The sequence below is a fragment of the Streptomyces olivochromogenes genome (genome assembly GCF_021538895.1).
Lineage (GTDB): Bacteria > Actinomycetota > Actinomycetes > Streptomycetales > Streptomycetaceae > Streptomyces > Streptomyces olivochromogenes_A.
Genome location: NZ_JADDRL010000050.1, coordinates 1 through 24,338 on the forward strand (window position 1 = coordinate 1; position 24,338 = coordinate 24,338).

General features: G+C 70.7%; 21 protein-coding genes and 2 riboswitches. Of the genes, 14 read left to right on the forward strand and 7 right to left on the reverse strand.

The features are described from left to right. The first annotated feature begins 389 nt into the window (after positions 1 to 389). From IPZ69_RS24515 to IPZ69_RS24525, 3 genes are all read left to right on the forward strand, one after another. Positions 390 to 1,196, forward strand: a complete 807-nt coding sequence (locus IPZ69_RS24515) for a lytic transglycosylase domain-containing protein (protein WP_235456515.1) — start codon at positions 390 to 392, stop codon at positions 1,194 to 1,196. Positions 1,197 to 1,259: 63 nt separating this feature from the next. Further along, a complete protein-coding gene (locus IPZ69_RS24520; protein ID WP_235456517.1) occupies positions 1,260 to 2,045 on the forward strand; it encodes a hypothetical protein in 786 nt (261 codons plus the stop codon). Positions 2,046 to 2,226: 181 nt separating this feature from the next. Next, on the forward strand, positions 2,227 to 2,772 hold the full coding sequence (locus tag IPZ69_RS24525) for a sigma-70 family RNA polymerase sigma factor (protein WP_235456518.1): 546 nt from the start codon (positions 2,227 to 2,229) through the stop codon (positions 2,770 to 2,772). 50 nt (positions 2,773 to 2,822) lie between these two features. Here the strand turns inward: IPZ69_RS24525 and IPZ69_RS24530 are convergent, their stop codons facing one another. The 5 genes from IPZ69_RS24530 to gcvT form a co-directional block, all read right to left on the reverse strand. Next, positions 2,823 to 5,732, reverse strand: coding sequence for an AfsR/SARP family transcriptional regulator (locus IPZ69_RS24530; protein ID WP_235456520.1), 2,910 nt, complete (start codon positions 5,730 to 5,732; stop codon positions 2,823 to 2,825). 88 nt (positions 5,733 to 5,820) lie between these two features. Next, complete coding sequence (locus IPZ69_RS24535) at positions 5,821 to 7,188, reverse strand: L-serine ammonia-lyase (RefSeq protein ID WP_235456521.1); 1,368 nt, start codon at positions 7,186 to 7,188, stop codon at positions 5,821 to 5,823. Between the two features lie 104 nt (positions 7,189 to 7,292). Then, positions 7,293 to 8,570, reverse strand: a complete 1,278-nt coding sequence (gene glyA, locus IPZ69_RS24540; protein WP_235456523.1) for a serine hydroxymethyltransferase — start codon at positions 8,568 to 8,570, stop codon at positions 7,293 to 7,295. Between the two features lie 14 nt (positions 8,571 to 8,584). Continuing rightward, complete coding sequence (gcvH, locus tag IPZ69_RS24545; protein ID WP_235456524.1) at positions 8,585 to 8,965, reverse strand: glycine cleavage system protein GcvH; 381 nt, start codon at positions 8,963 to 8,965, stop codon at positions 8,585 to 8,587. Between the two features lie 125 nt (positions 8,966 to 9,090). Beyond that, entirely contained in the window at positions 9,091 to 10,209 is a 1,119-nt protein-coding gene (gene gcvT, locus IPZ69_RS24550) for a glycine cleavage system aminomethyltransferase GcvT (RefSeq protein ID WP_235456525.1), read from the reverse strand. Positions 10,210 to 10,248: 39 nt separating this feature from the next. After that, positions 10,249 to 10,363, reverse strand: a riboswitch (glycine riboswitch). Beyond that, positions 10,364 to 10,464, reverse strand: a riboswitch (glycine riboswitch). 172 nt (positions 10,465 to 10,636) lie between these two features. On the opposite strand from gcvT, the gene IPZ69_RS24555 reads away from it, so the two are divergent. The 9 genes from IPZ69_RS24555 (at position 10,637) to IPZ69_RS24595 (ending at position 20,498) form a co-directional block, all read left to right on the forward strand. Continuing rightward, positions 10,637 to 11,311, forward strand: coding sequence for an AAA family ATPase (locus tag IPZ69_RS24555; protein WP_235456594.1), 675 nt, complete (start codon positions 10,637 to 10,639; stop codon positions 11,309 to 11,311). A gap of 81 nt (positions 11,312 to 11,392) precedes the next feature. Then, entirely contained in the window at positions 11,393 to 12,184 is a 792-nt protein-coding gene (locus IPZ69_RS24560) for an enhanced serine sensitivity protein SseB (RefSeq protein WP_235456526.1), read from the forward strand. Positions 12,185 to 12,299: 115 nt separating this feature from the next. Further along, positions 12,300 to 13,055: an enhanced serine sensitivity protein SseB C-terminal domain-containing protein gene (locus IPZ69_RS24565; protein ID WP_235456595.1), complete on the forward strand. Its 756-nt coding sequence runs from the start codon at positions 12,300 to 12,302 to the stop codon at positions 13,053 to 13,055. A 362-nt stretch (positions 13,056 to 13,417) separates the two neighbouring features. Beyond that, complete coding sequence (locus IPZ69_RS24570) at positions 13,418 to 14,416, forward strand: ABC transporter permease (protein WP_235456527.1); 999 nt, start codon at positions 13,418 to 13,420, stop codon at positions 14,414 to 14,416. 27 nt (positions 14,417 to 14,443) lie between these two features. Beyond that, positions 14,444 to 16,195, forward strand: a complete 1,752-nt coding sequence (locus tag IPZ69_RS24575) for an ABC transporter substrate-binding protein (RefSeq protein ID WP_235456528.1) — start codon at positions 14,444 to 14,446, stop codon at positions 16,193 to 16,195. Between the two features lie 90 nt (positions 16,196 to 16,285). Continuing rightward, on the forward strand, positions 16,286 to 17,296 hold the full coding sequence (locus tag IPZ69_RS24580) for an ABC transporter permease (protein WP_235456529.1): 1,011 nt from the start codon (positions 16,286 to 16,288) through the stop codon (positions 17,294 to 17,296). Beyond that, positions 17,293 to 18,381 carry an ABC transporter ATP-binding protein gene (locus IPZ69_RS24585; RefSeq protein ID WP_235456530.1) on the forward strand — a complete coding sequence of 363 codons (1,089 nt, stop codon included), beginning with the start codon at positions 17,293 to 17,295 and terminating at the stop codon, positions 18,379 to 18,381. The genes IPZ69_RS24580 and IPZ69_RS24585 overlap by 4 nt, the downstream gene beginning before the upstream one ends. Continuing rightward, positions 18,378 to 19,718, forward strand: coding sequence for an ABC transporter ATP-binding protein (locus IPZ69_RS24590; protein WP_235456531.1), 1,341 nt, complete (start codon positions 18,378 to 18,380; stop codon positions 19,716 to 19,718). Before IPZ69_RS24585 ends, IPZ69_RS24590 begins: the two co-directional genes overlap by 4 nt. A gap of 123 nt (positions 19,719 to 19,841) precedes the next feature. After that, positions 19,842 to 20,498, forward strand: a complete 657-nt coding sequence (locus tag IPZ69_RS24595; RefSeq protein ID WP_235456532.1) for a trimeric intracellular cation channel family protein — start codon at positions 19,842 to 19,844, stop codon at positions 20,496 to 20,498. On the opposite strand, the gene IPZ69_RS24600 is transcribed toward IPZ69_RS24595, so the two are convergent. After that, positions 20,407 to 21,642 (reverse strand): alpha/beta hydrolase, encoded by a 1,236-nt coding sequence (locus tag IPZ69_RS24600; RefSeq protein ID WP_235456533.1) that lies wholly within the window; start codon positions 21,640 to 21,642, stop codon positions 20,407 to 20,409. The genes IPZ69_RS24595 and IPZ69_RS24600 overlap by 92 nt on opposite strands. Positions 21,643 to 21,794: 152 nt before the next feature. Between IPZ69_RS24600 and IPZ69_RS24605 the strand changes: the two genes are divergently transcribed. Next, positions 21,795 to 22,655, forward strand: coding sequence for a thioesterase family protein (locus tag IPZ69_RS24605; protein ID WP_235456535.1), 861 nt, complete (start codon positions 21,795 to 21,797; stop codon positions 22,653 to 22,655). Here IPZ69_RS24605 and IPZ69_RS24610 read toward each other — a convergent pair. Then, a complete protein-coding gene (locus IPZ69_RS24610; RefSeq protein ID WP_235456537.1) occupies positions 22,642 to 23,229 on the reverse strand; it encodes a TIGR03086 family metal-binding protein in 588 nt (195 codons plus the stop codon). The genes IPZ69_RS24605 and IPZ69_RS24610 overlap by 14 nt on opposite strands. Positions 23,230 to 23,337: 108 nt before the next feature. Here IPZ69_RS24610 and IPZ69_RS24615 point away from each other — a divergent pair, with 108 nt between their 5' ends. After that, the gene (locus tag IPZ69_RS24615; protein WP_235456539.1) at positions 23,338 to 24,315 is read left to right on the forward strand and encodes a helix-turn-helix transcriptional regulator; all 978 of its coding nucleotides are present in this window, start codon (positions 23,338 to 23,340) and stop codon (positions 24,313 to 24,315) included. Positions 24,316 to 24,338: the final 23 nt, after the last annotated feature.

Here is a 24,338-nt window from a genome sequence, read left to right on the forward strand (position 1 = left end):
GCGCGAGCCGGGACGGCGGTCGCTGCCGGGGCCGGGGCTGCCGAGTGTGCGGCTGCCGTCGGTAGACCCGGCGCGGCGGCGGTCGCGGCCTGGTGCCCGCCGGGTTCGGAGGGGGACGCCGGGCTCGTGCCGGGGGCCGAGGCCGGGGCCGGCCGGGGGGATTTCGGTCCCCGTACCCATCCTGACGGGCTCGACGGCGTTGCCGAAGGTGTGCCCATGTGTGCTCCGCCCCCCTCTTCGCTCGTGCTTCCGCTGCTCTGACTCATCTGGTTTCCACCGGTTTGAACTTATTTGCTCCGAGGCTCGTTTGGATCTGCCGAGCCCGTCGGACAGCACAACGGGCCGTCCGGGCACAGCGGTTCAAGGCGAGGGGAAGAAGGCACGAGCCCATGGGTTCCGCAACGGAAGACAACGGAGAGGGCGGCACCTCGACCGCCGTCCGGAACACCGTCGCCGCCGGCACCGGCTGCGGCTGCATGCTCGCGCCGGTCGCCCTGGTCGGCACCGTGATCGTCGTGATCGTCATCGGCGGGTTCGGGGTGCTGCTGGCCCCGCTCATCGCGCTGATCCTGCTCTTCGGCGGCGGGGGCGGCGACTCCGACAACCAGGACGTCGCGGACCAGGTGGTCGCCTCCTTGCAGGGCGACGGCTCGGGTGAGCTGGACACCTCGACCGTCCCCGACGACCTGGTGGAGCCGATTCAGGACGCGGGCAAGCTGTGTGGCGCGATCGGCCCGATCGTCATCGCGTCCCAGATCGAGAAGGAGTCCGGCTTCAACGCGTCCTTGGTCGGTCCGAACGGCAAGCAGGGCATCTCGCAGCTGCCGCCCGACGTCTTCACGAAGTACGGCAAGGACGACGACAAGAACGACAAGGTCTCCGCCCTGGACGCGAAGGACTCGATCATGGCGCAGGGCCGCTACCTGTGCGACCTCGCGAACCAGGCCCAGAAGATGATCGACGGCGGCGAGGTCGTCCGGACCGACACCTCCAACAGCGTCCTGGACCTCGCCCTGGCCGGCTACCACCTGGGGATGGACGCCGTCCGAGCGGCCAAAGGGGTGCCGAACACGAACGACGCCCAGGGCTACGTCCTGGCCGTCCGCGCCCAGTTCGCCAAGTACGCGGGCATCGCCGCCCCGCCCGACGGAGCCACCCCCGGCGTCACACCCGGTGTCTCCCCCGGTCCCACCTGATCGCCCCGGGTCATATCCACCCCATTCCCCATTCCCCATTCCCACCGCATGAGGAGGACAGCCATGACTCCCTTCGAGGTGCACATCACCGACGAGGAGCGCGCCGAGATCGACGGACAACCCCTCGCCCCCGAGCCGGGCCAGTCCGTGCACGACGCCGTACTCGACCGGTTGCAGCAGTACGCGCAGGACCGTGCCACCGCCGTGGAGGCCACGGTGAACGACGGGTCCGGCGCGGCCCACTTCGTCCTCCAGGTGTCTCCGGACGGTTCGAGCCGTGTCCTCGACTCCCCGGAGTCCCCGGAGTACCGGGAACCTGAGCCGCCCCCCGTGTCCGCCGTCGCCACCGCGGTCGCCCGCGCCCGCGCGCGTGCCCGTGCCACGGTCCCGGCCGCCACCACCGACCTCCCCGCCGAGCACGCCGAACGGATCAGCCGTATCCACGCGTTGGCGACCGGCGGCCGTCTCGACGAGGCGTACGCCGACGCGAGCGCGCTGCACGAGAGCCTGGCCGGCTCGCTGGGCGCCGATCATCCGCACGCGCTGGAGGCCCGTTCGGTGCAGGCGTACCTCGCGCATCTGCGCGGCGACCACCGGGAGGCAACCGTGCTGGCCTTGGGCGTGGCCCGGATCCGGTGCGGGGCCGGGGACGGGCGGGCGTCGGCGGAGGTGGCGCGGGCGGCGGCAGCATGGCAGCGGATCGACGACGACCGAGCCGCCTTCGTCCATGGGCGCGAACTGCTCCACATGTGGAGCCAGTTGGACCTCCGGGGTCTGCTGCCGCCCGGCCACGCCGCACTCGTCGGACAGGTCCGCAGGCATGTCGACGCGCTGGCGGCGTACGTCTGAACCACCGCGGGCAAGCCCCGCTCACACCGGCGCGCACCGCCCCTGACCTGCTCGTCCATCGATTCGTACAAGCAGCGTCAAACGAACGTGGAACGCCCCTGGCAACACTCCGTGCCCAGCAGACCCGGCTCTCACCCCCGTCCGGACCGGAGTCGCTCATCCCACGGAGCAGGAGCACACCATGAAGGTGACGGTGATCGGATCGGCGGGCGCGGCCTCCCCGGAGGAACGGGCCCTGCGCGATCTCTACCTGGAGCACGGCCCGGCGCTCTACTCGTACGTGCTGCGTATGGTGGGCGGGGACACGCACCGCACGGAGGACGTCGTCCAGGAGACGCTGCTGCGGTGCTGGAACAAGCGGAACCTGGTCGACGACGAGGCGATGGCGGTGCGTCCCTGGATGTTCCGGGTCGCCCGCAACCTCGTCATCGACGCGCACCGTACGCGGGCGGCACGGCCACAGGAGGTCAGCGGCGCCACCTGGGTGAGCGAACTGGGCATCGAGTTCGACGACATCGACCGGATGCTGTCGTCCATCGTGGTGCGGGACGCCTTACAGGCACTGACACCCGCGCACCGTGAGGTGCTGCGGGCGACGTTCTTCGCGGACCGCACCACCCAGCAGGCGGCCTCGGTCCTCGGCGTCCCGCAGGGCACCGTGAAGTCCCGCGTGTACTACGCCCTGCGCAGTCTCAAGGTGGCGCTGGAGGAGCGAGGGATGCGGTAGGGACCGAGAGCGGCGGACCGCCGTGTGCCCCGGTGGTGCGCACGGCGGTCCTACGGGTCCAGCTCGCGCAGGGCCCGCCGGACCTCGTCCGCCTCCGCGTGGCCGCCCTCCTCCAGCAGGGCGAGTGCCGCCGCCCACGCCTCGCGGGCCGGTCCGTGGTCGCCGGCGGCGCGGTGGGCGTCTCCGAGGTGGCGCAGGGTGTCGGCCTCCAGGAAGCCGCTGCCGATCTCCCGGTACAACTCCACGGCCCGCTCGAACCGCCCGACGGCCGCCTCGTACGCGCCGAGGTGGTGAAGGGCGTAGCCGACGCTGTCCTGCGCGGAGGCCTCGCCGTTGAGGTCGCCGACCTCCTGGTGCAGGGAGACGGACTTCTCGCAGTGTTCCAGGGCCCGTTCGAGGTCGTCGAGCAGGATGTACGTCCAGCCGATCTCGTTCAGGACGCTGGCCTCGCCGCTGCGGTGGCCGAGGGAGCGGTACAGCCCGCCGGCGCGCGTGTAGTGGTCGAGCGAGACGTCGTACCGCTCCGACCGGTTGGCCTGGTAGGCGAGGGCGCGCCGGGTGCGGGCCTCGCCGAAGGCGTCGCCCGCCTGCCGGAAGAGCTCCAGTGCCCGACCGAGGAGCCGTAACGCCTCGTCCTCGTGGCCGAAGCGGGTGTGGCCGAAGCCGAGGCTGCGCAGGGCGTGCGCCTGGCCGACCGGATCGCCCAGGGCTCGGGCGGCGCGCAGCGCGGCCTTGTTGATCTCCATCAGGTCGTGCCGGTAACCGAGGCGGTCGAAGTAGAGGTCCAGGGCGTAGGCGGTGCGCCAGGCGTGGTCGTGGTGACCGTGGTCGGCCGCGTGCTCGACGACCGAGCGCAGCACATGACGCTCGGTGCGCAGCCAGGCGGTGGCCTGCAAGCTGTCGTTGAACCGCAGCGGCCCGCAGTCCGTTGTGCTCGCTGCCAGGGGGATGGTCTCCCGGAACGGGCCGAGCACGGCGGAGGCGTGGTGGGCGGTGTGCAGATAGTGGTCGTTCATGCGCAGCACCACCGCGTCGCGCTCGGCCGCGCTGTCCTGGTGCGTGACGAGTTCGTGGGCGTAGGCGCGCAGCAGGTCGTGGAAGACGAACCGGCCGGGGGCGTGTTCGATGAGCAGGCTCGCCCCGGTGAGCTCGGTGAGCAGGGCGCGGACCTGACGTCGGGGCGCTCCGGCCAGCGCGGCGGCCACGGCGGTGCTGAGGTCCGGGCCGGGGTGCAGGGCGAGGCGCCGGAAGAGTACGGCGGCCTCGGGCGACAGCGCCTGGTACGACCAGGAGAAGACGGCCCGGGCGTCGGAGCCGGTGTCGTGGCCGACGGCGAACGCGTCGAGGCCGCCACGGCCGGCCCGGAGCTCCGCGGCGATGTCGGCGAGCCGGAAGCCGGGGTGGAGAGCGGCCCGCGCCGCCACGATGGCCAGGGCCAGCGGCAGCCCGGCGCACCGGCCGACGATGGCGTCGGCCGCCTCCGGCTCGGCATCGACGCGGGAGCCGCCCAGCCTCCGGATCAGCAGCTCCCGCGATTCCGCGGCGCTCAGCAGGCCCAGCGCGAACGGACGCGCCCCGTGCCGGGCCACCAGGCCGGTGAGCCTGCTGCGGCTGGTGACGATGACGAGACAGCCGGACGCGCCGGGCAGCAGCGGCCGTACCTGCTCGGTGTCGCGGGCGTTGTCCAGCACGATCAGCACCCTGCGGTCGGCCAGGAGGCTGCGGTACAGGGCGGTCTGCGCGTCGAGGCCTTCGGGTACGGCGTGCGGGGCCACCCCGAGCGCGACGAGGAAGGTCGAGATCGCCTCGCCGGTGTCCGCCCGGGAGCCGCCCGGGTCGTAGCCGCGGAGGTTGACGTAGAGCTGCCCGTCGGGAAAACGGTGGGCGACCCGGTGGGCCCAGTGCACGGCGAGGGTGGTCTTGCCGGCGCCGGCCATCCCGTCGATGACGCCAATGGCGGTGGCCGTGGCGGCGGTGGTGGCGGCTCCGCCGACGGCCGTGGCCGTGTGGTCGTCGTCGGCCAGCAGCGCGGCAACACGGTCGAGTTCGGTGCGGCGGCCGGTGAACGTGGCGAGATCCGCGGGGAGTTGGGACGGGCGCACCGTGAGGCTCCCGTCGTCGCGGCGGGCTGCGGCGGCAGCGTCCGGCTCCGGCCGGGGCGCGTCATCAGGGAGGTCGGGGGCATGAGGGGCGCCGGCCGGGAGGCAGGCGTGCAGGGCGCGCAGGGACGGCCTCGGTTCAAGACCGAGTTCGTCGACCAGGGTGCGGCGCGTGCTCGCGTAGACCTCCAGTGCCTCGGCCTGCCGCCCGCACCGGTTCAGGGCGACGATCAGCAGCTCGCTCACGGCCTCGCGCAGCGGGTGTGCGTCACGCAGCGCGTGGAGTTCCGGCACCACCGCCTCGTGCCCGCCGAGCTCCAGCTCCACCCGCAGCCTGGACTCCAGGGCCTTCAGCCGCCGTTCGGCCAGCTCCGCGCGCGCCGCCTCGGCGTACGGGCCGGGGACTCCGGCCAGCGCGGGACTTCCCCAGGCGGCCAGCGCGGTGCGCAGCAGCCGGAGGGCGAGGTCCCCGTCGCCGGCGGCGCGGTGGCGCTCGGCCCGCGCCACCTCGCGCGTGCAGTCGGCCAGGTCGCTGGAGACCGTGTCGGTCCGCAGGGCGTATCCGTCCCCGGCGGAGACCAGGATCCGCGGCGGCTCGCCCTTCGCCCGCTCGGGCTCCAGCAGCTTGCGGAGCCGGGACGCGTACGTGCGCAGCACCGGGACCGCGCCCGGCGGTGGCTGTGTCCCCCACAGCCCGTCGACGAGATCGGCCGCACCGACCGCGTGCCCTCGGCGCAGCAGCAACATCGCCAGGACGGCCCGCTGTTGGGGGGAGCCGAGCGCCAGTTCCCTGGTGCCGCGCCAGGCCCGCAGCGGACCCAGCAGGGAGAACCGGAGGTGCCCTGTTCCCGTTGCCTCCACGGTCGAGGACAGTAGCGGTCGAAATCCCGAACGTCAGGTCGAACAGTCATTTCCCGCCAGGCGCTCCTCCAGGAACCCCCGCCCCCGGTCAGCACTCGATGATGTTCACCGCCAGCCCGCCCCGGGCCGTCTCCTTGTACTTCACGCTCATGTCCGCGCCGGTGTCCTTCATGGTCTTGATGACCTTGTCGAGGGAGACCTTGTGGGAGCCGTCGCCGCGCATGGCCATGCGGGCGGCCGTGACCGCCTTCACCGCGGCCATGCCGTTGCGCTCGATGCACGGGATCTGGACCAGGCCGCCGACCGGGTCGCAGGTGAGGCCGAGGTTGTGCTCCATGCCGATCTCGGCGGCGTTCTCGACCTGCTCGGGGGAGCCGCCGAGGACCTCGGCGAGGGCGCCCGCGGCCATCGAGCAGGCGGAGCCGACCTCGCCCTGGCAGCCGACCTCGGCCCCGGAGATGGAGGCGTTCTCCTTGAACAGCATGCCGATGGCGCCGGCGGCGAGGAGGAAGCGGACCACGCCGTCCTCGTCCGCGCCGGGGATGAAGTTGATGTAGTAGTGCAGGACCGCGGGGATGATGCCCGCCGCACCGTTCGTCGGGGCGGTCACCACCCGGCCGCCGGCCGCGTTCTCCTCGTTCACCGCCATCGCGTAGAGCGTGATCCACTCCATCGCGTGCGCCAGCGGGTCGCCCTCGGCGCGCAGCTGGCGGGCCGTCACGGCCGCCCTGCGCTTGACCTTGAGGCCGCCCGGCAGGATGCCCTCGCGGGACATGCCGCGGGAGACGCACGCCCGCATCACCTGCCAGATGTCCAGCAGGCCCGAGCGGATCTCCTCCTCGGTGCGCCAGGCCCGCTCGTTCTCCAGCATCAGCGAGGAGATCGACAGGCCGGTCTCCTTGGTCAGACGCAGCAGCTCGTCGCCCGTGCGGAAGGGGTACTTCAGGACCGTGTCGTCCAGCTTGATGCGGTCCTCGCCGACCGCGTCCTCGTCGACGACGAAGCCGCCGCCCACCGAGTAGTACGTCTTCGACAGCAGCTCGGTCCCGGCGGCGTCGAACGCCCAGATGGTCATGCCGTTCGCGTGGTACGGCAGTGCCTTGCGGCGGTGCAGGACCAGGTCGTCGTCGAAGGAGAAGGCGATCTCGTGCTCGCCGAGGAGGGACAGGCGCCCCGACTCCTTGATCGCCGCCACGCGCTCGTCCGCCGTCTCCACGTCCACCGAGCGCGGCGACTCGCCCTCCAGGCCGAGCAGCACCGCCTTCGGCGTGCCGTGGCCGTGGCCGGTGGCGCCCAGGGAGCCGTACAGCTCGGAGCGTATGGACGCGACGGAGCCGAGCAGGCTCTCGTTGCGCAGGCGGAGGGCGAACATGCGCGCCGCGCGCATCGGGCCGACCGTGTGGGAGCTGGACGGGCCGATGCCGATCGAGAACAGGTCGAAGACCGAGATGGCCACGGTGACTCCTCAATACGGGGTGGTGCGGGGAGAGGGGCGGGCACCGCGCCCACGGAGATACGGTTTTCCTCCAGTGTGCGCGGTGCCGCTCGAAGACGACTGAACTACTTGTTCAGCCCGGGGTACAGCGGGTGCTTGTCGGCGAGGGCGGTCACCCGGGCCTTCAGAGCCTCGGCGGTGGCCTCCGGGAAGGGGGAGGGCGCCTTGAGCGTCTCGGCGATCACGTCCGCGACCTCGGCGAAGTCCTCGGCCGTGAAACCGCGGGTGGCCAGGGCCGGCGTGCCGATCCGCAGACCCGACGTCACCATCGGCGGACGCGGGTCGTTCGGGACCGCGTTGCGGTTGACCGTGATGCCGACCTCGTGGAGGCGGTCCTCGGCCTGCTGGCCGTCCAGCTCGGACGCGCGCAGGTCCACCAGGATCAGGTGCACGTCGGTGCCGCCGGTCAGGACGTTCACACCGGCCTCGCGGGCGTCGGCCGCGGTGAGCCGCTCCGCGAGGATACGCGCGCCCTCGACCGTACGGCGCTGGCGCTCCTTGAAGTCCTCCGAGGCGGCGACCTTGAAGGAGACCGCCTTGGCCGCGATCACGTGCTCCAGGGGACCGCCCTGGAATCCCGGGAAGACGGAGGAGTTCAGCTTCTTCGCGAAGTCCTTCTTGGCGAGGATGATGCCGCCGCGCGGGCCGCCCAGCGTCTTGTGGGTGGTGGAGGTGACGACATCGGCGAACGGCACCGGGTTCGGGTGCAGACCCGCCGCGACCAGGCCCGCGAAGTGCGCCATGTCGACCCACAGGTACGCCTCGACCTCGTCGGCGATCCGGCGGAACTCGACGAAGTCCAGCTGGCGCGGGTACGCCGACCAGCCCGCGATGATCACCTTCGGGCGGTGCTCCTTGGCGAGCCGCTCGACCTCGGCCATGTCGACCAGGCCGGCGTCGTCCACGTGGTAGGCGACCACGTCGAACTGCTTGCCGGAGAAGTTCAGCCGCATCCCGTGGGTGAGGTGGCCGCCGTGGGCCAGGTCCAGACCGAGGATGGTGTCGCCGGGCTTGGCCAGCGCGAAGAGCGCGGCCTGGTTGGCGGAGGCGCCGGAGTGCGGCTGCACGTTGGCGTACTCGGCGCCGAACAGCTCCTTGATCCGGTCGATGGCGATCTGCTCGGCGACGTCGACGTGCTCGCAGCCGCCGTAGTAGCGGCGGCCCGGGTAGCCCTCGGCGTACTTGTTGGTCAGGACCGAGCCCTGGGCCTCCATCACCGCGAGCGGCGCGAAGTTCTCGGAGGCGATCATCTCCAGCGTGGACTGCTGGCGGCGCAGCTCGGCGTCGACCGCCGCGGCGATCTCCGGGTCCAGCTCGTGCAGGGACGTGTTCAGGACAGTCATACGGCTACCCCTCCTCAGCCCGCGTTCTGGGCGGTGTACTCGTCGGCCGAGAGCAGGTCGGCCGGCTCCTCGGTGACGCGGACCTTGAACAGCCAGCCGCCCTCGAAGGGGGCGGAGTTCACCAGCGACGGGTCGTCGACCACGTCCTGGTTCGCCTCGACGATCTCACCGGTGACCGGGGAGTACAGGTCGGAGACCGACTTGGTCGACTCCAGCTCGCCACAGGTCTCGCCCGCGGTCACCGTGTCGCCGACCTCGGGGAGCTGGGCGTAGACGACGTCACCGAGCGCGTTGGCCGCGAACTCGGTGATGCCGACCGTCGCGACGCCGTCCTCGCCGGCGGCCGACAGCCACTCGTGCTCCTTGCTGTAACGCAGCTGCTGGGGGTTGCTCATGGCCTGAATTCTCCTGTACGCGAGGGTGTGCTGATGACGAGGGGACTGATGAATGCGCTGGTGGGCAGGGGGGCTGTGCCCGGCGTCACAGCTGGGCGCGCCGGGGGTCCCTGGAAGATCAGTCTTTACTTCTGACGCTTGTAGAACGGCAGTGCCACGACTTCGTAGGGCTCGTGGTTGCCGCGGATGTCCACACCGACGCCCGCCGTGCCCGGCGCGGAGTGCGCCGCGTCGACGTACGCGATGGCGATGGGCTTGCCCAGCGTGGGGGAGGGGGCACCCGAGGTGACCTCGCCGACGACCTCGCCGCCGGCGACGACCGCGTACCCCGCGCGCGGGACGCGACGCCCCTCGGCCACCAGGCCGACCAGGACGCGCGGCGGGTTCTGCTCGGCGCGGGAAGCGGCTTCGGTGAGCGCCTCGCGCCCCACGAAGTCGCCCTCCTTCTCGAACTTCACCACGCGGCCGAGACCGGCGTCGAACGGGGTCAGGTCCGTGGTCAGCTCGTGCCCGTACAGCGGCATGCCCGCCTCGAGGCGCAGCGTGTCGCGGCAGGACAGGCCGCAGGGGACCAGGCCGACGCCCTCGCCGGCCTTGGTCAGCGCCTGCCACAGCTCGACGGCGTGCTCCGGCTTCACGAACAGCTCGAAGCCGTCCTCGCCGGTGTAGCCGGTGCGCGCGATCAGCGCCGGGACGCCCGCGACCGTGCCGGGCAGGCCCGCGTAGTACTTCAGGCCGTCCAGGTCGGCGTCGGTGAGGGACTTCAGGATGCCGGGGGACTCGGGGCCCTGGACGGCGATCAGCGCGTAGGCGTCACGGTCGTCGCGCACCTCGGCGTCGAAGCCCGCCGCGCGCTCGGTCAGCGCGTCGAGGACCACCTGGGCGTTGGAGGCGTTGGCCACGACCATGTACTCGGTCTCGGCCAGCCGGTAGACGATCAGGTCGTCCAGGATGCCGCCGTCGGCCTGGCAGATCATGGTGTAGCGGGCGCGGCCGACGCCGACCGAGGCGATGTTGCCGACCAGGGCGAAGTTCAGCAGGCGCGCGGCCTCGGGGCCGGTCACGGTGATCTCGCCCATGTGGGAGAGGTCGAAGAGCCCGGCCTTCGTCCGCACGGCGACGTGCTCGTCGCGCTCGGAGCCGTAGCGCAGCGGCATGTCCCAGCCCGCGAAGTCGGTCATGGTCGCACCGAGCGCGCGGTGCAGGGCGTCGAGCGCGGTGTGCCGGAGTTCGGTACTGCTCATCGGTCGGTCGTCTCCCAAAGGCATGACAGGCGAGGTCGTTCCTCCCCATCTGTCATCGGAACCTGAGAGGTTCGCCATGACCACCCCTATAGGGAGGACACGGCTTGCACCTTGGGTGGAGCCGCTGTCACAGCGGCCCGCTTTTCAGATGTGCCTCGCCCGCGCGGTAACGGTGCCTGAGAGATTCAAGGGAGGGACTTGCTCCTTCGGCGCCCCGGCGCAGCTGGCTGCTGGGGACTCTCCCGCGCGGATTCAAACGGCCGGTATGCAGTTGGCGCGCACATCATTGCACGCCTCGCCCGCGCATGGCAGGGTCCGCATCTGTAACCGGGCTGTGGCAGTACGCGCACGAAAACACGAGACACCGCGCATTACCTTCTCTTTACACTCGATGGGCAGGGGATTCTCCGGGCCCAAGGGGAGGACGATCACGGTGAACAGGCACACGGCGTACGCGACGACCACGGGCATCGCGCTGCCCGAGCAGCCCGCGGCACCGGCCCGCGAGCGGTGCGAGGAGCGCCCCGCAGCCGTCGTCCGCGATCTGCGCGAGCGGGCCGGCCGCAGCCCGCACGGCCTGCTCTTCGGCCCCCGCGACCTGGTCGTGATCACCGGGCTGCCCGGCAGCGGCAAGTCGACGCTCATGCAGCGGGCGGTGCGGGGACTGCGCATCGACTCCCAGGACACCCGCGACCGCTGGGCGGCCCGCCTGCCCCGCTTCCTCCCGTACGCGCTCTACCGCCCCCTGGTCCGCCTCGCCCACTACGCCGGGCTGCGCCGCGCCCTGCGCACCGGCGACGGGGTCGTCGTGCACGACTGCGGTACGCAGGCCTGGGTGCGCGACTGGCTGGCCCGCGAGGCCCGCAGGCGCGGCGGCACGCTGCACCTGCTGCTCCTCGACGTCACCCCGGGCACCGCGCGCGAGGGCCAGCGCGAGCGCGGCCGGGGCGTCTCCCGCTACGCCTTCCTGCGCCACCGCAGGGCCGCCACCCGCCTCGTGCGCGCGGTGGAACAGGGCCGCCCGCCCGCCGGCTGCGGCTCGGCGGTGCTGCTGGACCGGGCGGCGGCGGACGCGCTGCGCCACATCGGCTTCTGGCGGTGAGGCCCGCGGTGGGGACGCCCTGTCACCCGCACCCGCTAGCCTTTCCAGCCATACCAGTGGTTCCCAGCAGGCGGTAGGCAGATGGACTTCCCGGCGGACATTCCCGCGGACTTCCCGGCACAGGCGCACCCCCATCCGCACGGCGGATGGCCCGGCAACGAGCTGGAGGAGGTGTTGTCGGCCTCGATCGGCGTCCCCTCGGCGGGCGGCCGCGTCATCGAGGTCCTGGGCCGCAGCTTCCTGTGGATCCCGCTGCCCAACGGCGGCGGCCCGGACAGCGGCAACCTCGACCTGCCCACGATGGAGATCGACGGCCAGGTCTACGTCCCGGTGTTCAGCTCCGAGGAGCAGTTCCGCCAGGTCGTCGGGGCCCATATCTCGTTCACCATCGCCCCCGCCGCCGAGTTCGCCCGCGGGCTGCCCCCGCAGGTGGGCATCGCCGTCAACCCCGACGGCGTGGTCGGGATCCCGCTCCCGCCCGAGGCGGTGGCCGAGCTGTGCCGCGCGGGCCGCACCCCGCTGGACGGTCCCGCCTCCGGCGGCCGCGTCCGCCTCTTCGAACCGGACTGGCAGGACGACCCGGTCGACTTCCTCGCCGCCGCCTCCGCCGAGTTCGCGGCCACGGGCGTCGTCCGCACGGCCCGCCGCTGCCTGGCCGCGATCGAGACGGCGGACCCGGTGATGTTCGTGGGCGTCGAACTCTCGCAGTGGGAGGGCGACCTGCGCGCCCAGCCCCTGGAGGCACTCGGCCGCGCCCTCGGCAAGGTCCCGCTCCCGTGGCCGGTCAACCTGGTCCTCCTGGACGTGGCCGAGGACCCGGTGGGCCACTGGCTCAGGGAGAACGTCCGGCCCTTCTTTCAGCACGGCGGCTGACGTACGGCCTACGGGCCCCGCGCTTCAGGGCGCTTAAGCTGTCTCCGAACGCGGGGAACGAATTGAAGGGGCGGTACGACAGGTGAGCCCGAGCCGCAGCGGCAGCGTCGAGCACATGCTGCGCCAAGTCACGCCCGGGCGCTACGACGCCTACGAGGCACTGCTGCGCGCGCTCGCGACCCCGAACTCCGGCCAGATCTGGATGCTCCTGTGGCACGGCCAGTCCGGCTCGCCCGACGCCCAGTACGGAAACATGGAGGTCGACGGCTTCGGCTACGCCCCCTGTGTGACCTCCGCGCAGGAGCTGTCGGCCAGCGGCTGGAACCGGTCGTACGAGGTCGTCGACGGGCTCGACGTGGCCCGCACCCTCTATCCGGACCAGTACGGCCTCTGGCTCAACCCGCACGCCCCGGGCGGCGGCGTCGGCGTCCCCTGGCTGGACCTGCGCCGCATCGCCACCGGCCTGGACCGCCAGCCCGCCGGCCCGCTGCGCCTGTCGGAGCCCGGCATCGAGATCCCCCAGTTCTACGCCCTGCTCACGCAGAACGCCCATCGCACCCCGGCGATCCGCTCCCTGCGCCGCGCCTGGGTGCAGCCGGCGCTCGGCGCGCCGTACCTCGCGATCGGGCTGGACGTCTACGACACCAGTCCGCCCGCCGTCGACTCGGTGCGCGCGATGATGCAGCAGTCCGTCGGCGCGGTCCCGGACGGACTCCCGGTGTCGACCGTGGCGATGACCGACGAGTACGACCCGGTCGTGATGTGGATGCGGGAGAACGCCCGCCCCTTCTACGACCGTGAGGCGCACGCCGCCCAGCCGCCGGCCCCGGCCGCCGGTTACGGTTACCCACCGGCACGCGGCGGCTACTGACGTACAACCGAACCGGGCCCGTCGGGCCCGTTTTTCGGTCTCCCCACAGTTTTTACGTCCCCGACACATCTCTGCGCGCGTAGACGAAGATCCAACACGGCGAAGCGCGCAAAATTGCCGTTGTGTCCTAACTGCCCGGTGTCCGAGGGGCATTACCCGCTGTTCGGATAACGGAATCCCCTTCACTGCATCACGGTTGCGCATACTTTCGCCATCAGCTCTGGCGGGTGATCGCGGCCACGCTGAAGACTCGCGACTCAGACACCGGGTCGGTCGATCCGGTGATCGATGGCAAGTCGACAAAGCCGCAATCCGCGGCAGGCGCAGGCCGGTCACCACCGGCGAGAGGGGTCGGGTTCACTGTGACCGCACCGATCGAGACCACCGGGGCCGAGGCCGAGACCCCGCCCGAGGCTGTGCTCGCCGGGGCCAAGAAAGCCCAGATCGAAGGGCGTTCGCTCTCACAGATCGCCTGGACTCGGTTCAAGCGGGACAAGCTGGCCGTGGCGGGTGGCGTCGTCGTCATCCTGCTCGTGCTGATGGCGGTGCTCGCGAAGCCGATCGAGTGGGCTTTCGGTCTGGACCCCAACCAGTTCCACCAGGACCTCATCGACCCGGCCCTGCTGGCCCCCAAGGGCAGCTGGGGCGGTATGAGCTGGGCCCACCCGCTGGGCGTGGAGCCGCAGTACGGCCGCGACATGCTCGCCCGCATCATCGAGGGCTCCTGGGTCTCGCTGCTGGTCGCAGGCGGAGCCACCCTGCTGTCCGTGATCATCGGCACCGTGCTCGGCATCGTCGCCGGCTACTACGGCGGCTGGGTCGACAGCGTCATCAGCCGGCTGATGGACACCTTCCTCGCGTTCCCGCTGCTGCTGTTCGCCATCGCCATCTCCGCCTCCGTGCAGGACGGCTTCTTCGGGTTCAACGGGCTGTCGCTGCGCATCGGCGTGCTGATCTTCGTGATCGGCTTCTTCAGCTGGCCGTACATCGGCCGTATCGTCCGCGCCCAGACGATGAGCCTCTCGCGACGCGAGTTCGTGGAGGCCGCCACCAGCCTGGGCGCCCGCGGCCCGTACATCCTGTTCCGCGAGCTGCTCCCCAATCTCGTCGCGCCGATCATCGTCTACTCGACGCTGATCATCCCGACGAACATCCTCTTCGAGGCCGCGCTGAGCTTCCTCGGAGTCGGTATCGCACCGCCGCAGGCTTCTTGGGGCGGAATGCTCAGCAATGCTGTGGATCTCTACACCGCAGATCCGCAGTTCATGTTCGTGCCCGGACTGGCGATCTTCATCACCGTCCTGGCATTCAACCTGCTGGGTGACGGGCTGCGTGACGCGCTCGACCCTCGCAGCAAGTGATCCAACGATCGAGGGGGCATTCCTCACGTGAAGACGAGAAGGGTTACCGCCGCCGTGGCGACGGTCCTGGCGGTCTCGCTCGGCGCTGCCGCGTGCGGCGGCGGCAACGACAGCAAGAACAACAACGGTGGTGGCAGCAGCGGCGCGAAGGACTCGGCGCTGAACTCCATCGTCAACGCGTCGAGCAAGAAGGGAGGGACGGTCAACCTTGAGGACTCCGACGTTCCGGACTCCCTCGACCCGGGCAACACGTACTACGGCTTCGTGCAGAACTTCTCGCGTCTGTACGCCCGTACGCTCGTCACGTTCAAGCCGGCTGCCGGCAAGGACGGCCTGACCGTCGTCCCCGACCTCGCCGACTCCCTCGGCAAGGCCAGCGCCGACGCCAAGACCTGGACGTACCACCTGCGTTCGGGCCTGAAGTTCGACGACGGCACGCCGATCACGTCCAAGGACGTGAAGTACGCGGTCGAGCGCTCCAACTTCGCGCCCGAGGCCCTGTCCAACGGTCCGACGTACTTCAAGGCGTACCTGAAGGGCGGCGACAAGTACAAGGGCCCCTACAAGGACAAGAAGGGCCTCGACTCGATCGAGACCCCGGACGACCAGACGATCGTCTTCCACCTGGCCAAGCCCTTCGCCGACTTCGACTACCTGGCGACCTTCTCCCAGACGGCCCCCGTGCCGCAGGCGAAGGACGACGGCGCGAAGTACGTCCAGCACATCGTGTCCTCGGGCCCCTACAAGTTCGCCTCGTACGAGGAGGGCGCCAGCGCCTCCCTCGTCCGCAACCCGAACTGGGACCCGAAGTCGGACCCGATCCGCAAGGCGCTGCCGGACAAGATCAACGTCAAGTTCAAGGTCAACCCGGTCACGGTCGACAACGACCTGCTCGCCGACAAGATCACGGCCGACATCACCGGCGCCGGTGTGCAGCCGCAGACCCAGCCGAAGATCCTGAACGGCAAGTACGCCAAGCAGACGGACAACTCGTACGCGGGCGCCACGGGCTACATGGCCCTGAACCTGCACGTCGCCCCGTTCGACAACGTCCACTGCCGCAAGGCCGTCCAGTGGGCCCTCGACAAGCAGTCGGTCATCGACGCCATGGGCGGCTCGCCCAAGGGTGACGTGGCCACCACGCTGCTGCCGCCGTCGGTCAACGGCTACACCAAGTTCGACAGCTACGCCACGGCGGGCCACAAGGGTGACGTGGCCAAGGCCAAGGACGAGCTGAAGCAGTGCGGCAAGCCGAGCGGCTTCTCCACCACGCTGACGGCCCGCGCCGACCGCCCCGCCGAGGTCGCGGCCGCCACGGCCATCCAGAACTCGCTCAAGGGTGCCGGCATCAAGGTCGACATCAAGCAGTTCCCCTCCGGCAAGTACTTCTCCAACTTCGCCGGTGTCCCGAGCTACGTCCACCAGCACAAGCTCGGCATGATGATGATGGCGTGGGGCGCCGACTGGCCGACCGGCTACGGCTTCCTGGACCAGATCATCGACGGTTCGGCCATCAAGCCCTCGGGCGGCAACAACCTGATGGAGCTGAACGACCCGAAGATCAACAAGGCTCTGTCCGACGCCATCTCGAACACCGATTCCTCGGCCCGCACCAAGGCCTGGGGCGACATCGACAAGATGGTCATGGACAACGCCTCGGTCGTCCCGCTGATCTACCGCAAGAACCTGCTGATCAGGCCTACGTCCGCGACCAACGTCACGGTCACGCAGGCGTACCTCGGCATGTACGACTACACGCTGCTGGGCTCCTCGAAGTAACAGCAGGCCGGATACCCCTGAAAGGCAGGTGAAGGCACCGGGCGGCCGGGACGGACACACTCCGTCCCGGCCCCCCGGAGCCGGACAGCTGTGGCTGCGTACATCATCCGACGCGTCTTCGGCGCTTTGGTGCTGCTGCTGGTGGTCAGCGCAGTCACCTTCGCAATCTTCTTCCTGGTCCCCCGCCTGGGCGGCCAGACGGCCACCCAACTGGCCACCCAGTACGTCGGCAAGGACGCCAACCCCGAGTCCATCGCCGCGATCAAGAGGAACCTGGGCTTCGACCAGCCCATCTACATGCAGTACTGGGACTACATCAAGGGCCTGTTCGTGGGCGCCGACTACAAGTTCGGTCCGGACGCGACACACTGCAACGCCCCCTGCTTCGGGTACTCCTTCAAGAGTCACGTCGAGGTGTGGCCGCAGCTCACGCAGCGGATCCCGGTCTCCTTCTCGCTGGCCGTCGGCGCGGCCGTGATCTGGCTGATCTTCGGTGTCACCACCGGTGTCATCTCGGCGCTGCGCAAGGGCAAGCCCGTCGACCGCATCTCGATGTTCATCGCGCTCGCCGGCGTCTCGCTCCCGATCTTCTTCACCGGACAGGTCATCAACGTCCTGTTCATCTACCAGTGGCCCATCTGGGACAGCACCGACTACGTGCCCTTCACCCAGAACCCGGGTGACTGGGCCTGGCACCTGCTGCTGCCCTGGGTCAGCCTCGCGTTCCTCTTCTCCGCCACCTATGCCCGGCTCACCCGGGCGGGCATGCTGGAGACGATGAGCGAGGACTACATCCGGACTGCCCGCGCCAAGGGCCTGCGGGAGAGCACGGTCGTCACCAAGCACGGCCTGCGCGCGACCCTCACGCCGATCGTCACCATCTTCGGCATCGACTTCGGCACCCTCATCGGTACCGCGGTCCTCACCGAGACGGTCTTCTCGCTCCAGGGCATCGGCGCGTACTCGATCCAGGCCATCAAGGACAACGACCTTCCCATCGTGATGGCCGTGACCCTGGTCGCCGCCTTCTTCATCGTCTTCTCCAATCTGGTCGTCGACCTGGTGTACGCAGCCATCGACCCCCGCGTGAGGTACTCGTGAGCAAGCTCGAAAAGGCGGCACTGGGCGAACCGGCCACGGACGTCGCCGCCCCTTCCGACGCCCAAGACGCGTTCCTCTCCGTTCGCGATCTGCGCATCCACTTCAGCACCGACGACGGTCTGGTCAAGTCCGTGGACGGCGTCAGCTTCGACGTGAAGCGCGGCCAGACCCTGGGCATCGTGGGTGAGTCGGGCTCCGGCAAGTCCGTGACGTCCCTCGGCCTCATGGGTCTGCACCGCGCGGCGAACGCCAAGGTCTCCGGCCAGGTGTGGCTGGACGGCCAGGAGCTGATCGGCGCCGACCCGGACGAGGTGCGCCGGCTGCGCGGCCGCAAGATGGCGATGATCTTCCAGGACCCGCTGTCCGCGATGCACCCGTACTACAAGGTCGGGGCCCAGATCGTCGAGGCCTACCGGGTCCACAACAAGGTCAGCAAGAAGGTGGCCCGCACGCGCGCCATCGAGATGCTCGACCGGGTGGGCATCCCGGAGCCGGACAAGCGCATCGACGGCTACCCGCACGAGTTCTCCGGCGGTATGCGCCAGCGCGCCATGATCGCGATGGCGCTGGTCAACAACCCCGAACTGCTCATCGCGGACGAGCCGACCACGGCCCTCGACGTGACCGTCCAGGCGCAGATCCTCGACCTGATCCGGGACCTGCAGAAGGAGTTCGGCTCCGCGGTCATCATGATCACGCACGATCTCGGCGTGGTCGCCGAGATCGCCGACGACGTCCTGGTGATGTACGGCGGCCGGTGCGTGGAGCGCGGACCGGTCGGGGAGATCTTCGACCAGCCGCAGCACCCGTACACCTGGGGCCTGCTCGGCTCGATGCCGCGCATCGACCGCGAGACCGCGGACCGGCTCACCCCGGTCAAGGGCCAGCCGCCGAGCCTCATCAACGTCCCCTCGGGCTGTGCCTTCCACCCGCGCTGCCCGTACGCGGACCTTCCCAAGGGGAACGTCACCCGCACGGTGCGTCCCGAGCTGGAGCAGGTGGAGGGCGGCCACTGGTCCGCCTGCCACCTCTCGGCGGAGGACCGTACGCGGATCTGGACCGAAGAGATTGCGCCGAAGCTGTGAGTGAGACGAACAAGAAGGACACCGCCGGGACGGCTGCGGTCCCGCATCAGGCGTCGGCCCCCGCGGACGGCTCCGCCGAGCGTGAGGTGCTGCTCCGGGTCAAGGGCCTGACGAAGCACTTCCCGATCAAGAAGGGCCTCCTGCAGCGCCAGGTCGGCGCCGTGAAGGCCGTCGACGGCATCGACTTCGAGGTGCGCAAGGGCGAGACCCTGGGCGTCGTCGGCGAGTCGGGCTGCGGCAAGTCGACCATGGGCCGGGTCATCACCCGGCTCCAGGACCCGACCAGCGGCTCGATCGAGTTCGAGGGCCGGGACATCACGCGGCTGAGCACCGGGAAGATGCGCCCGATGCGCCGCGACGTCCAGATGATCTTCCAGGACCCGTACGGCTCCCTGAACCCCCGGCACACCATCGGCTCGATCGTCTCGGCGCCCTTCCGGCTCCAGGGCGTCGAGCCCGAGGGCGGGGTGAAGAAGGAGGTCCAGCGGCTCCTGGAGCTGGTCGGCCTCAACCCCGAGCACTACAACCGCTATCCGCACGAGTTCTCCGGCGGTCAGCGCCAGCGCATCGGCATCGCCCGCGCGCTCGCCCTGAAGCCGAAGCTGGTCGTGGCGGACGAGCCGGTCTCCGCGCTGGACGTGTCGATCCAGGCGCAGGTGGTCAACCTCATGGACGACCTCCAGCAGGAACTGGGCCTCACTTACGTGATCATCGCCCACGACCTCTCGGTCGTCCGGCACGTGTCGGACCGCATCGCGGTGATGTACCTCGGCAAGATCGTCGAGCTCGCCGACCGCGCCTCGCTGTACGAGGCGCCGATGCACCCGTACACCAAGGCGCTGATGTCGGCGGTCCCGGTCCCGGACCCGTCCCGCCGGGGTGCCAAGAGCGAGCGCATCCTGCTCCTCGGTGACGTCCCGTCCCCGATCGCGCCTCCCTCCGGCTGCCGGTTCCACACCCGCTGCTGGAAGGCGACGGAGATCTGCAGGACGACCGAGCCGCAGCTCGTCGAGCTGAAGATCGGCCAGCGCGTCGCCTGCCACCACCCGGAGAACTTCGCCGACCAGGCGCCGCAGGACACGGTCCTGCTCTCCGCGGCGAAGGAGGCCTCGGAACTCGTCCCGGACGCGGTCCTGGAGGAGTCCGCGGCGGTGACGGAGGCGGCCACCGAGGCCGCGGAGGCTTCGGCGACCGCCGAGGACACGACGCCCGAGGCCAAGACCGACGCCGAGCCGGCGGCTGACGCCGACGCCGAGGCCGAGACCGCGGAGGAGGCCCCCGCCGAGGCGGCGGCGGCCGACGCCGAGGAATCCGCGGCGGAGTCGACCGACAAGTAGGGCGAGAAACGGGAGAGCGCGACCAGGGTCCTGGTCGCGCTCTTCTGCTTTTCACGGCAGGGAAACGGCCGCGTAAGCCTGGCTTTGTAAGGTTCACGCCTCTCGGCAGGTAAGAATGTAAGGGTGTTCCAGCAACTCTTCAGCCCTTCCGTCCAGCACACGATCGACGTCATCGGTATCTTCGTGTTCGCCATCTCCGGCGCGCTGCTGGCCGTGCGCAAGAACTTCGACATCTTCGGCATAGCGGTCCTCGCCGAGGTCACCGCACTCGGCGGGGGGCTGTTCCGTGACGTGGTCATCGGGGCCGTGCCCCCGGCCGCCTTCACGGACCTGGGGTACTTCATCACCCCGCTGTTCGCCGCCCTCCTGGTCTTCTTCCTGCATCCCCAGGTGGAGCGGATCCAGGTCGGCGTGAACATCTTCGACGCGGCCGGCCTGGGGCTGTTCTGTGTGGCGGGCACCACGAAGGCGTACGACTACGGCCTCAACCTCACCGCCTCGGCCACCCTGGGCCTCGCCACCGCGGTCGGCGGCGGCGTGCTCCGGGACGTACTCGCCAACGAGGTGCCCTCGCTGCTGCGCTGGGACCGGGACCTGTACGCGGTTCCGGCGATCGTCGGCGCCACCATGGTGGCGCTGTGCATCCACTACGACGCGCTGAACCCGTTCACCAGCGGCCTGGCCGTGGTCACCGCTTTCGTGCTGCGCCTTCTCGCGATGCGCTTCCACTGGCGAGCGCCGCGCGCCTGGAATCGACGGTCGACGGTGACGGAGGAGTAGCGCCGATTCCCGCGCCGGGGCGGCTCTTGCCCATCTGCAGCGTCAGCCAGCGGAAGACCGTCGTCACCTGCGGCCGCCACAGCGCCATGTTGTGGCCGCCCGCGCTGCGCGGCACGAACTGGACGTGCACGGTGGTCGGTGCCTTGGCCACCGATTGGAGGGCCAGGCCCGCCTGGTAGCCGTCGCCCGACTGCCCGGAGATGTACAGCGCGATCGCGGGCGGAACCGCCGCCTTCTTGAGAAGGAGGTAAGGATTGTTCGCGGCGCGTACGGCCGGGTTCTGGGCGGCCAGCGAATTGCGCTCGCTGATCGGGTCGTTGTAGCCGGACATGCCGACCGCGGCCCGGTACCGGTCGGGGTGGGCGACCGCCAGCTTGACCGCGCAGTGCGCGCCGGCCGAGTACCCGGCCACCGCCCAGCCCTTGGGGGCGGGCTCGGTGCGGAAGTTGTCCATGACCATCTTCGGCACGTCGATGCTCAGCCAGCTGTCGGCGTTGACGGTGCCCGTGATGTTGGCGCAGCCGGTGTCCACTCCGGCCAGCAGGGTGGTGCGCGGAGACACCATGATGAACGGCGCCACCTGGCCGTTGCGCATCAGCGGCAGCAGCTGCTCGTGGGCCTTGAGCGTGCCGAACCAGGCCTTCGCGGAACCGGGGTAGCCGGGCAGCACCTCCACGACGGGGAACCGGTGGTGGCGGTAGGCGGGCTCGTTGTACTGGGGCGGCAGCCAGACGTAGACCTCGGCGTTCACGCCCGAGACCCGGCCCTTGAGCTGGGTGACCCGCACCCCGCCTGCCGAGTGCATGCCCGGCCCCGCGGCCCGGTGGAACTGCTGCTTGACCTTGGGCAGCTTCTTCACCGCTATCCCACCGGTACCGTCCCTGCCGAGGTCGATGGCCTGCTGCACGTGGTCGCCGGTGCCGAGCAGGTCGGCCCAGTTGTCGTACAGGTTGTTCGAGTTGTTGACCAGCACGAAGACCAAGGTCACCGCGGTGCCCTGGGCGAAGAGGAGCATCAGCACCCGGGCCGCGGCGCGCACGGACCGGGGGCCGCGCAACCGCGACCACAGGACAAGGGGCAGTATGAGGGCGACGGCGGCCAGCGCCATCGCGGTGTAGAGGAACGGAGTCCCGGTGAGGCTCATGTCCCCATAGAGGGGATTGACGGCCTCCGGGTTGTGGACGTGTCCTGACACTTACCGAGAAATTGCCGGAACCTCACCCAGCAGGGGGACGGATCGCCTCGCGGTAAGGGAAAAAGCTACCGCTTAGTAATTTTATGTTGTACGGTTCACGCATGGCAGAAGCAGCTACCGCACCCGCCGCGCGTGCCTCGATCGGCGACAGCGAGTTCGACCGCGACACGGCGGTCACCCGGCGCGAGCCCGGTGTCTACGACATCGACCTGTCCGCGGGCTGGACCATCTTCGGTGCCGTCAACGGCGGCTACCTGCTCGCCGTCCTCGGCCGCGCCCTCGCGGACGCCCTGCCGCACCCCGACCCGTTCACCATCTCGGCGCACTACCTGACGGCCTCCCGGCCCGGCCCCGCCGTGATCCGCACCGAGACCGTGCGCACCGGCCGCACCCTCTCCACCGGCCAGGCCTCGCTCCTCCAGCGGGACGAGGCGGGCAACGAGGTCGAACGCATCCGCGTCCTCGCCTCCTACGGCGACCTCGGCACGCTCCCGGACGACGTCCGCACGACGGCCCGGCCGCCCGCCTTCCCGCCCCTGGAGCACTGCATCGGCCCGGAGGACGGTCCGAGCCCCGTCGACGACACGTCCCCCATCGCCGAGCGCCTGATGCTCAAGCTCGACCCCAGCACCCTGGGCTGGGCCCTCGGTGCCCCGTCCGGCAAGGGCGAGATGCGCTCCTGGTTCGGCCTCGCCGACGGCCGGGACGCCGACCCCCTCGCGATGCTGCTCGCGGTGGACGCCCTGCCGCCCACCGCGTTCGAGATCGGCATCTCCGGCTGGGTCCCCACGGTCGAACTGACCGTGCACGTGCGTCACCGCCCGGCCCCCGGCCCGCTGCGGGTGTCGATCACCACCCGCAACCTGGCCGGCGGCTTCCTGGAGGAGGACGCCGAGGTCTGGGACAGCGAGGACCGGCTGGTCGCGCAGTCCCGCCAGCTGGCCCGGGTCAAGCGCGGCTGAGCGGTTCGCGCCCCAGCCAGGCCGCCAGTCGCCCGTAGACGTCCGCTCCTTCGGCGGCCTCCCGTACGGAGCCGAAGGGGACGCCCGCCCCGCGCTCGGCGTCGGGCAGCACGCGGCGCGCGACCGCGAGCGCGAACTCGGCCGGTTCCGGGTCGAGTTCGTACGGGCCGCCGAGGGCCTCGGCGAGGTCCCAGGTGTGCGTCACGATCTCCATCACATAGCCGGACAGCGCTGCGTGGCCCGGGATCTCGCCCCAGGGCACGCGCACGGTCGCGGCCATCCGCTCGTCGGGCTCCCAGGCCCGGACGGCCCGCGTCCTGGCCTCCTCGTACGCGGCCGCCCAGTCCTCGTCCCCGACGCCTTCGGCGAAGGGGTGCACGGCCAGGCCGTCGCCGCCCTCGCCGACCACCGCGATCCGCAGCGTGCCGCCGACCATGTGGCTCAGCAGGGTGCGGACGTCGAACTCGGAACAGGGCGTCGGCCCGGCCAGGTGCTCGGGCCCCACGGTCTTGACGAGGGCGGCCGCCTGCTCGGTGGCGCGGGTGTAGAGGGGGCGGGGGTCGATCGGGTTCATGGTGTGCCTCTCCGTGCGTCGGTATGGCGATGCGACGATGATCAGCGAATAACCTGACAGTTTCCGTCAACATTTGCCTCGGACGCTCCGGGGCGCGACCCTGACCGGGTGAAGTCCGACCGCCTGCTGTCGATCCTGTTGCTCCTGCAGACCCGCGGCCGGGTCCCCGCGCACGAACTGGCCGGCCGACTGGAGGTGTCGGTGCGCACCATCTACCGGGACATCGAGGCCCTGTCGGCCTCGGGCGTCCCGGTGTACGCCGAACGCGGGCGGCACGGCGGCATCGAGCTCCTCGCCGGATTCCGTACGGACGTCACCGGGCTGACCGCCGACGAGTCCCGGGCGCTGTTCATCCTGGCCGCCCAGGGCGCGCACGCCGCGCTGGGCCTCGACGCGGCGCTCGGCTCGGCGCTGCGCAAGGTGATGGCCGCCCTGCCGGCGCCGCACCGCCCGGCGGCGGAGGTGACCTCGCGCCGCATCCTGGTCGACGCCACGCGCTGGCGGGGCGGCCCGCGCAAGCTGGTCGACCTGGCGGTGCTGCAGGACGCGGTGTTCGCCGACCGGCGGCTGCGGCTGCGCTACCGGCACGGCGGGGAGCGGGAGACGCGGACGTACACCGTCGATCCGTACGGACTGGTCGCCAAGGCGGGCATCTGGTACCTGGTCGCCGACCGGCGGGCGAAGCCGCGGCTGTTCCGGGCGGACCGGGTGGTGTCGGCCACGCTCCTCGACGATCCCGTGCGGCGCAGGCCCGGCGTCGAACTCGCCGACGCCTGGGAGGCGCTGCGCCGCCAGGTCGAGGACCGGCCGGGCGGCGTCGACGTCACCGTGCGGGTCCACCGGGAGCGGCTCGGCCTGTTCCTGCGCCTGACGGCCCCGTCGCTGGCCGAACCCCCCGAGGACGACGGCGAGAGCGAGTGGGTGACCGCCCGGCTGACGTATCCCGCGGTCCTCGCCGCCCGCCAACTGCTCGTGTTCGCCGACCGGGTGGAGGTGCTCTCGCCGCCCGAGGTACGCGCGGATCTCGCCGAGGCGGCGGGTTCCGTCACGGCCTTGTACCGGCCGGCGGCCCGGACCGCCGACTGACGTGGCAGGTCGACGGGGGTCCT

What these genes read in the sequence shown, in the direction of transcription:
- IPZ69_RS24515 (WP_235456515.1), top strand. Translation starts at nt 390, where the DNA reads ATGGGTTCCGCAACGGAAGACAACGGAGAGGGCGGCACCTCGACCGCC.
- gcvT (WP_235456525.1), bottom strand. Translation starts at nt 10,209, where the DNA reads ATGAGCAGTACCGAACTCCGGCACACCGCGCTCGACGCCCTGCACCGC.
- gcvH (WP_235456524.1), bottom strand. Translation starts at nt 8,965, where the DNA reads ATGAGCAACCCCCAGCAGCTGCGTTACAGCAAGGAGCACGAGTGGCTG.
- IPZ69_RS24610 (WP_235456537.1), bottom strand. Translation starts at nt 23,229, where the DNA reads ATGAACCCGATCGACCCCCGCCCCCTCTACACCCGCGCCACCGAGCAG.
- IPZ69_RS24565 (WP_235456595.1), top strand. Translation starts at nt 12,300, where the DNA reads ATGCTGCGCCAAGTCACGCCCGGGCGCTACGACGCCTACGAGGCACTG.
- IPZ69_RS24525 (WP_235456518.1), top strand. Translation starts at nt 2,227, where the DNA reads ATGAAGGTGACGGTGATCGGATCGGCGGGCGCGGCCTCCCCGGAGGAA.
- IPZ69_RS24520 (WP_235456517.1), top strand. Translation starts at nt 1,260, where the DNA reads ATGACTCCCTTCGAGGTGCACATCACCGACGAGGAGCGCGCCGAGATC.
- IPZ69_RS24600 (WP_235456533.1), bottom strand. Translation starts at nt 21,642, where the DNA reads ATGAGCCTCACCGGGACTCCGTTCCTCTACACCGCGATGGCGCTGGCC.
- glyA (WP_235456523.1), bottom strand. Translation starts at nt 8,570, where the DNA reads ATGACTGTCCTGAACACGTCCCTGCACGAGCTGGACCCGGAGATCGCC.
- IPZ69_RS24560 (WP_235456526.1), top strand. Translation starts at nt 11,393, where the DNA reads ATGGACTTCCCGGCGGACATTCCCGCGGACTTCCCGGCACAGGCGCAC.
- IPZ69_RS24605 (WP_235456535.1), top strand. Translation starts at nt 21,795, where the DNA reads ATGGCAGAAGCAGCTACCGCACCCGCCGCGCGTGCCTCGATCGGCGAC.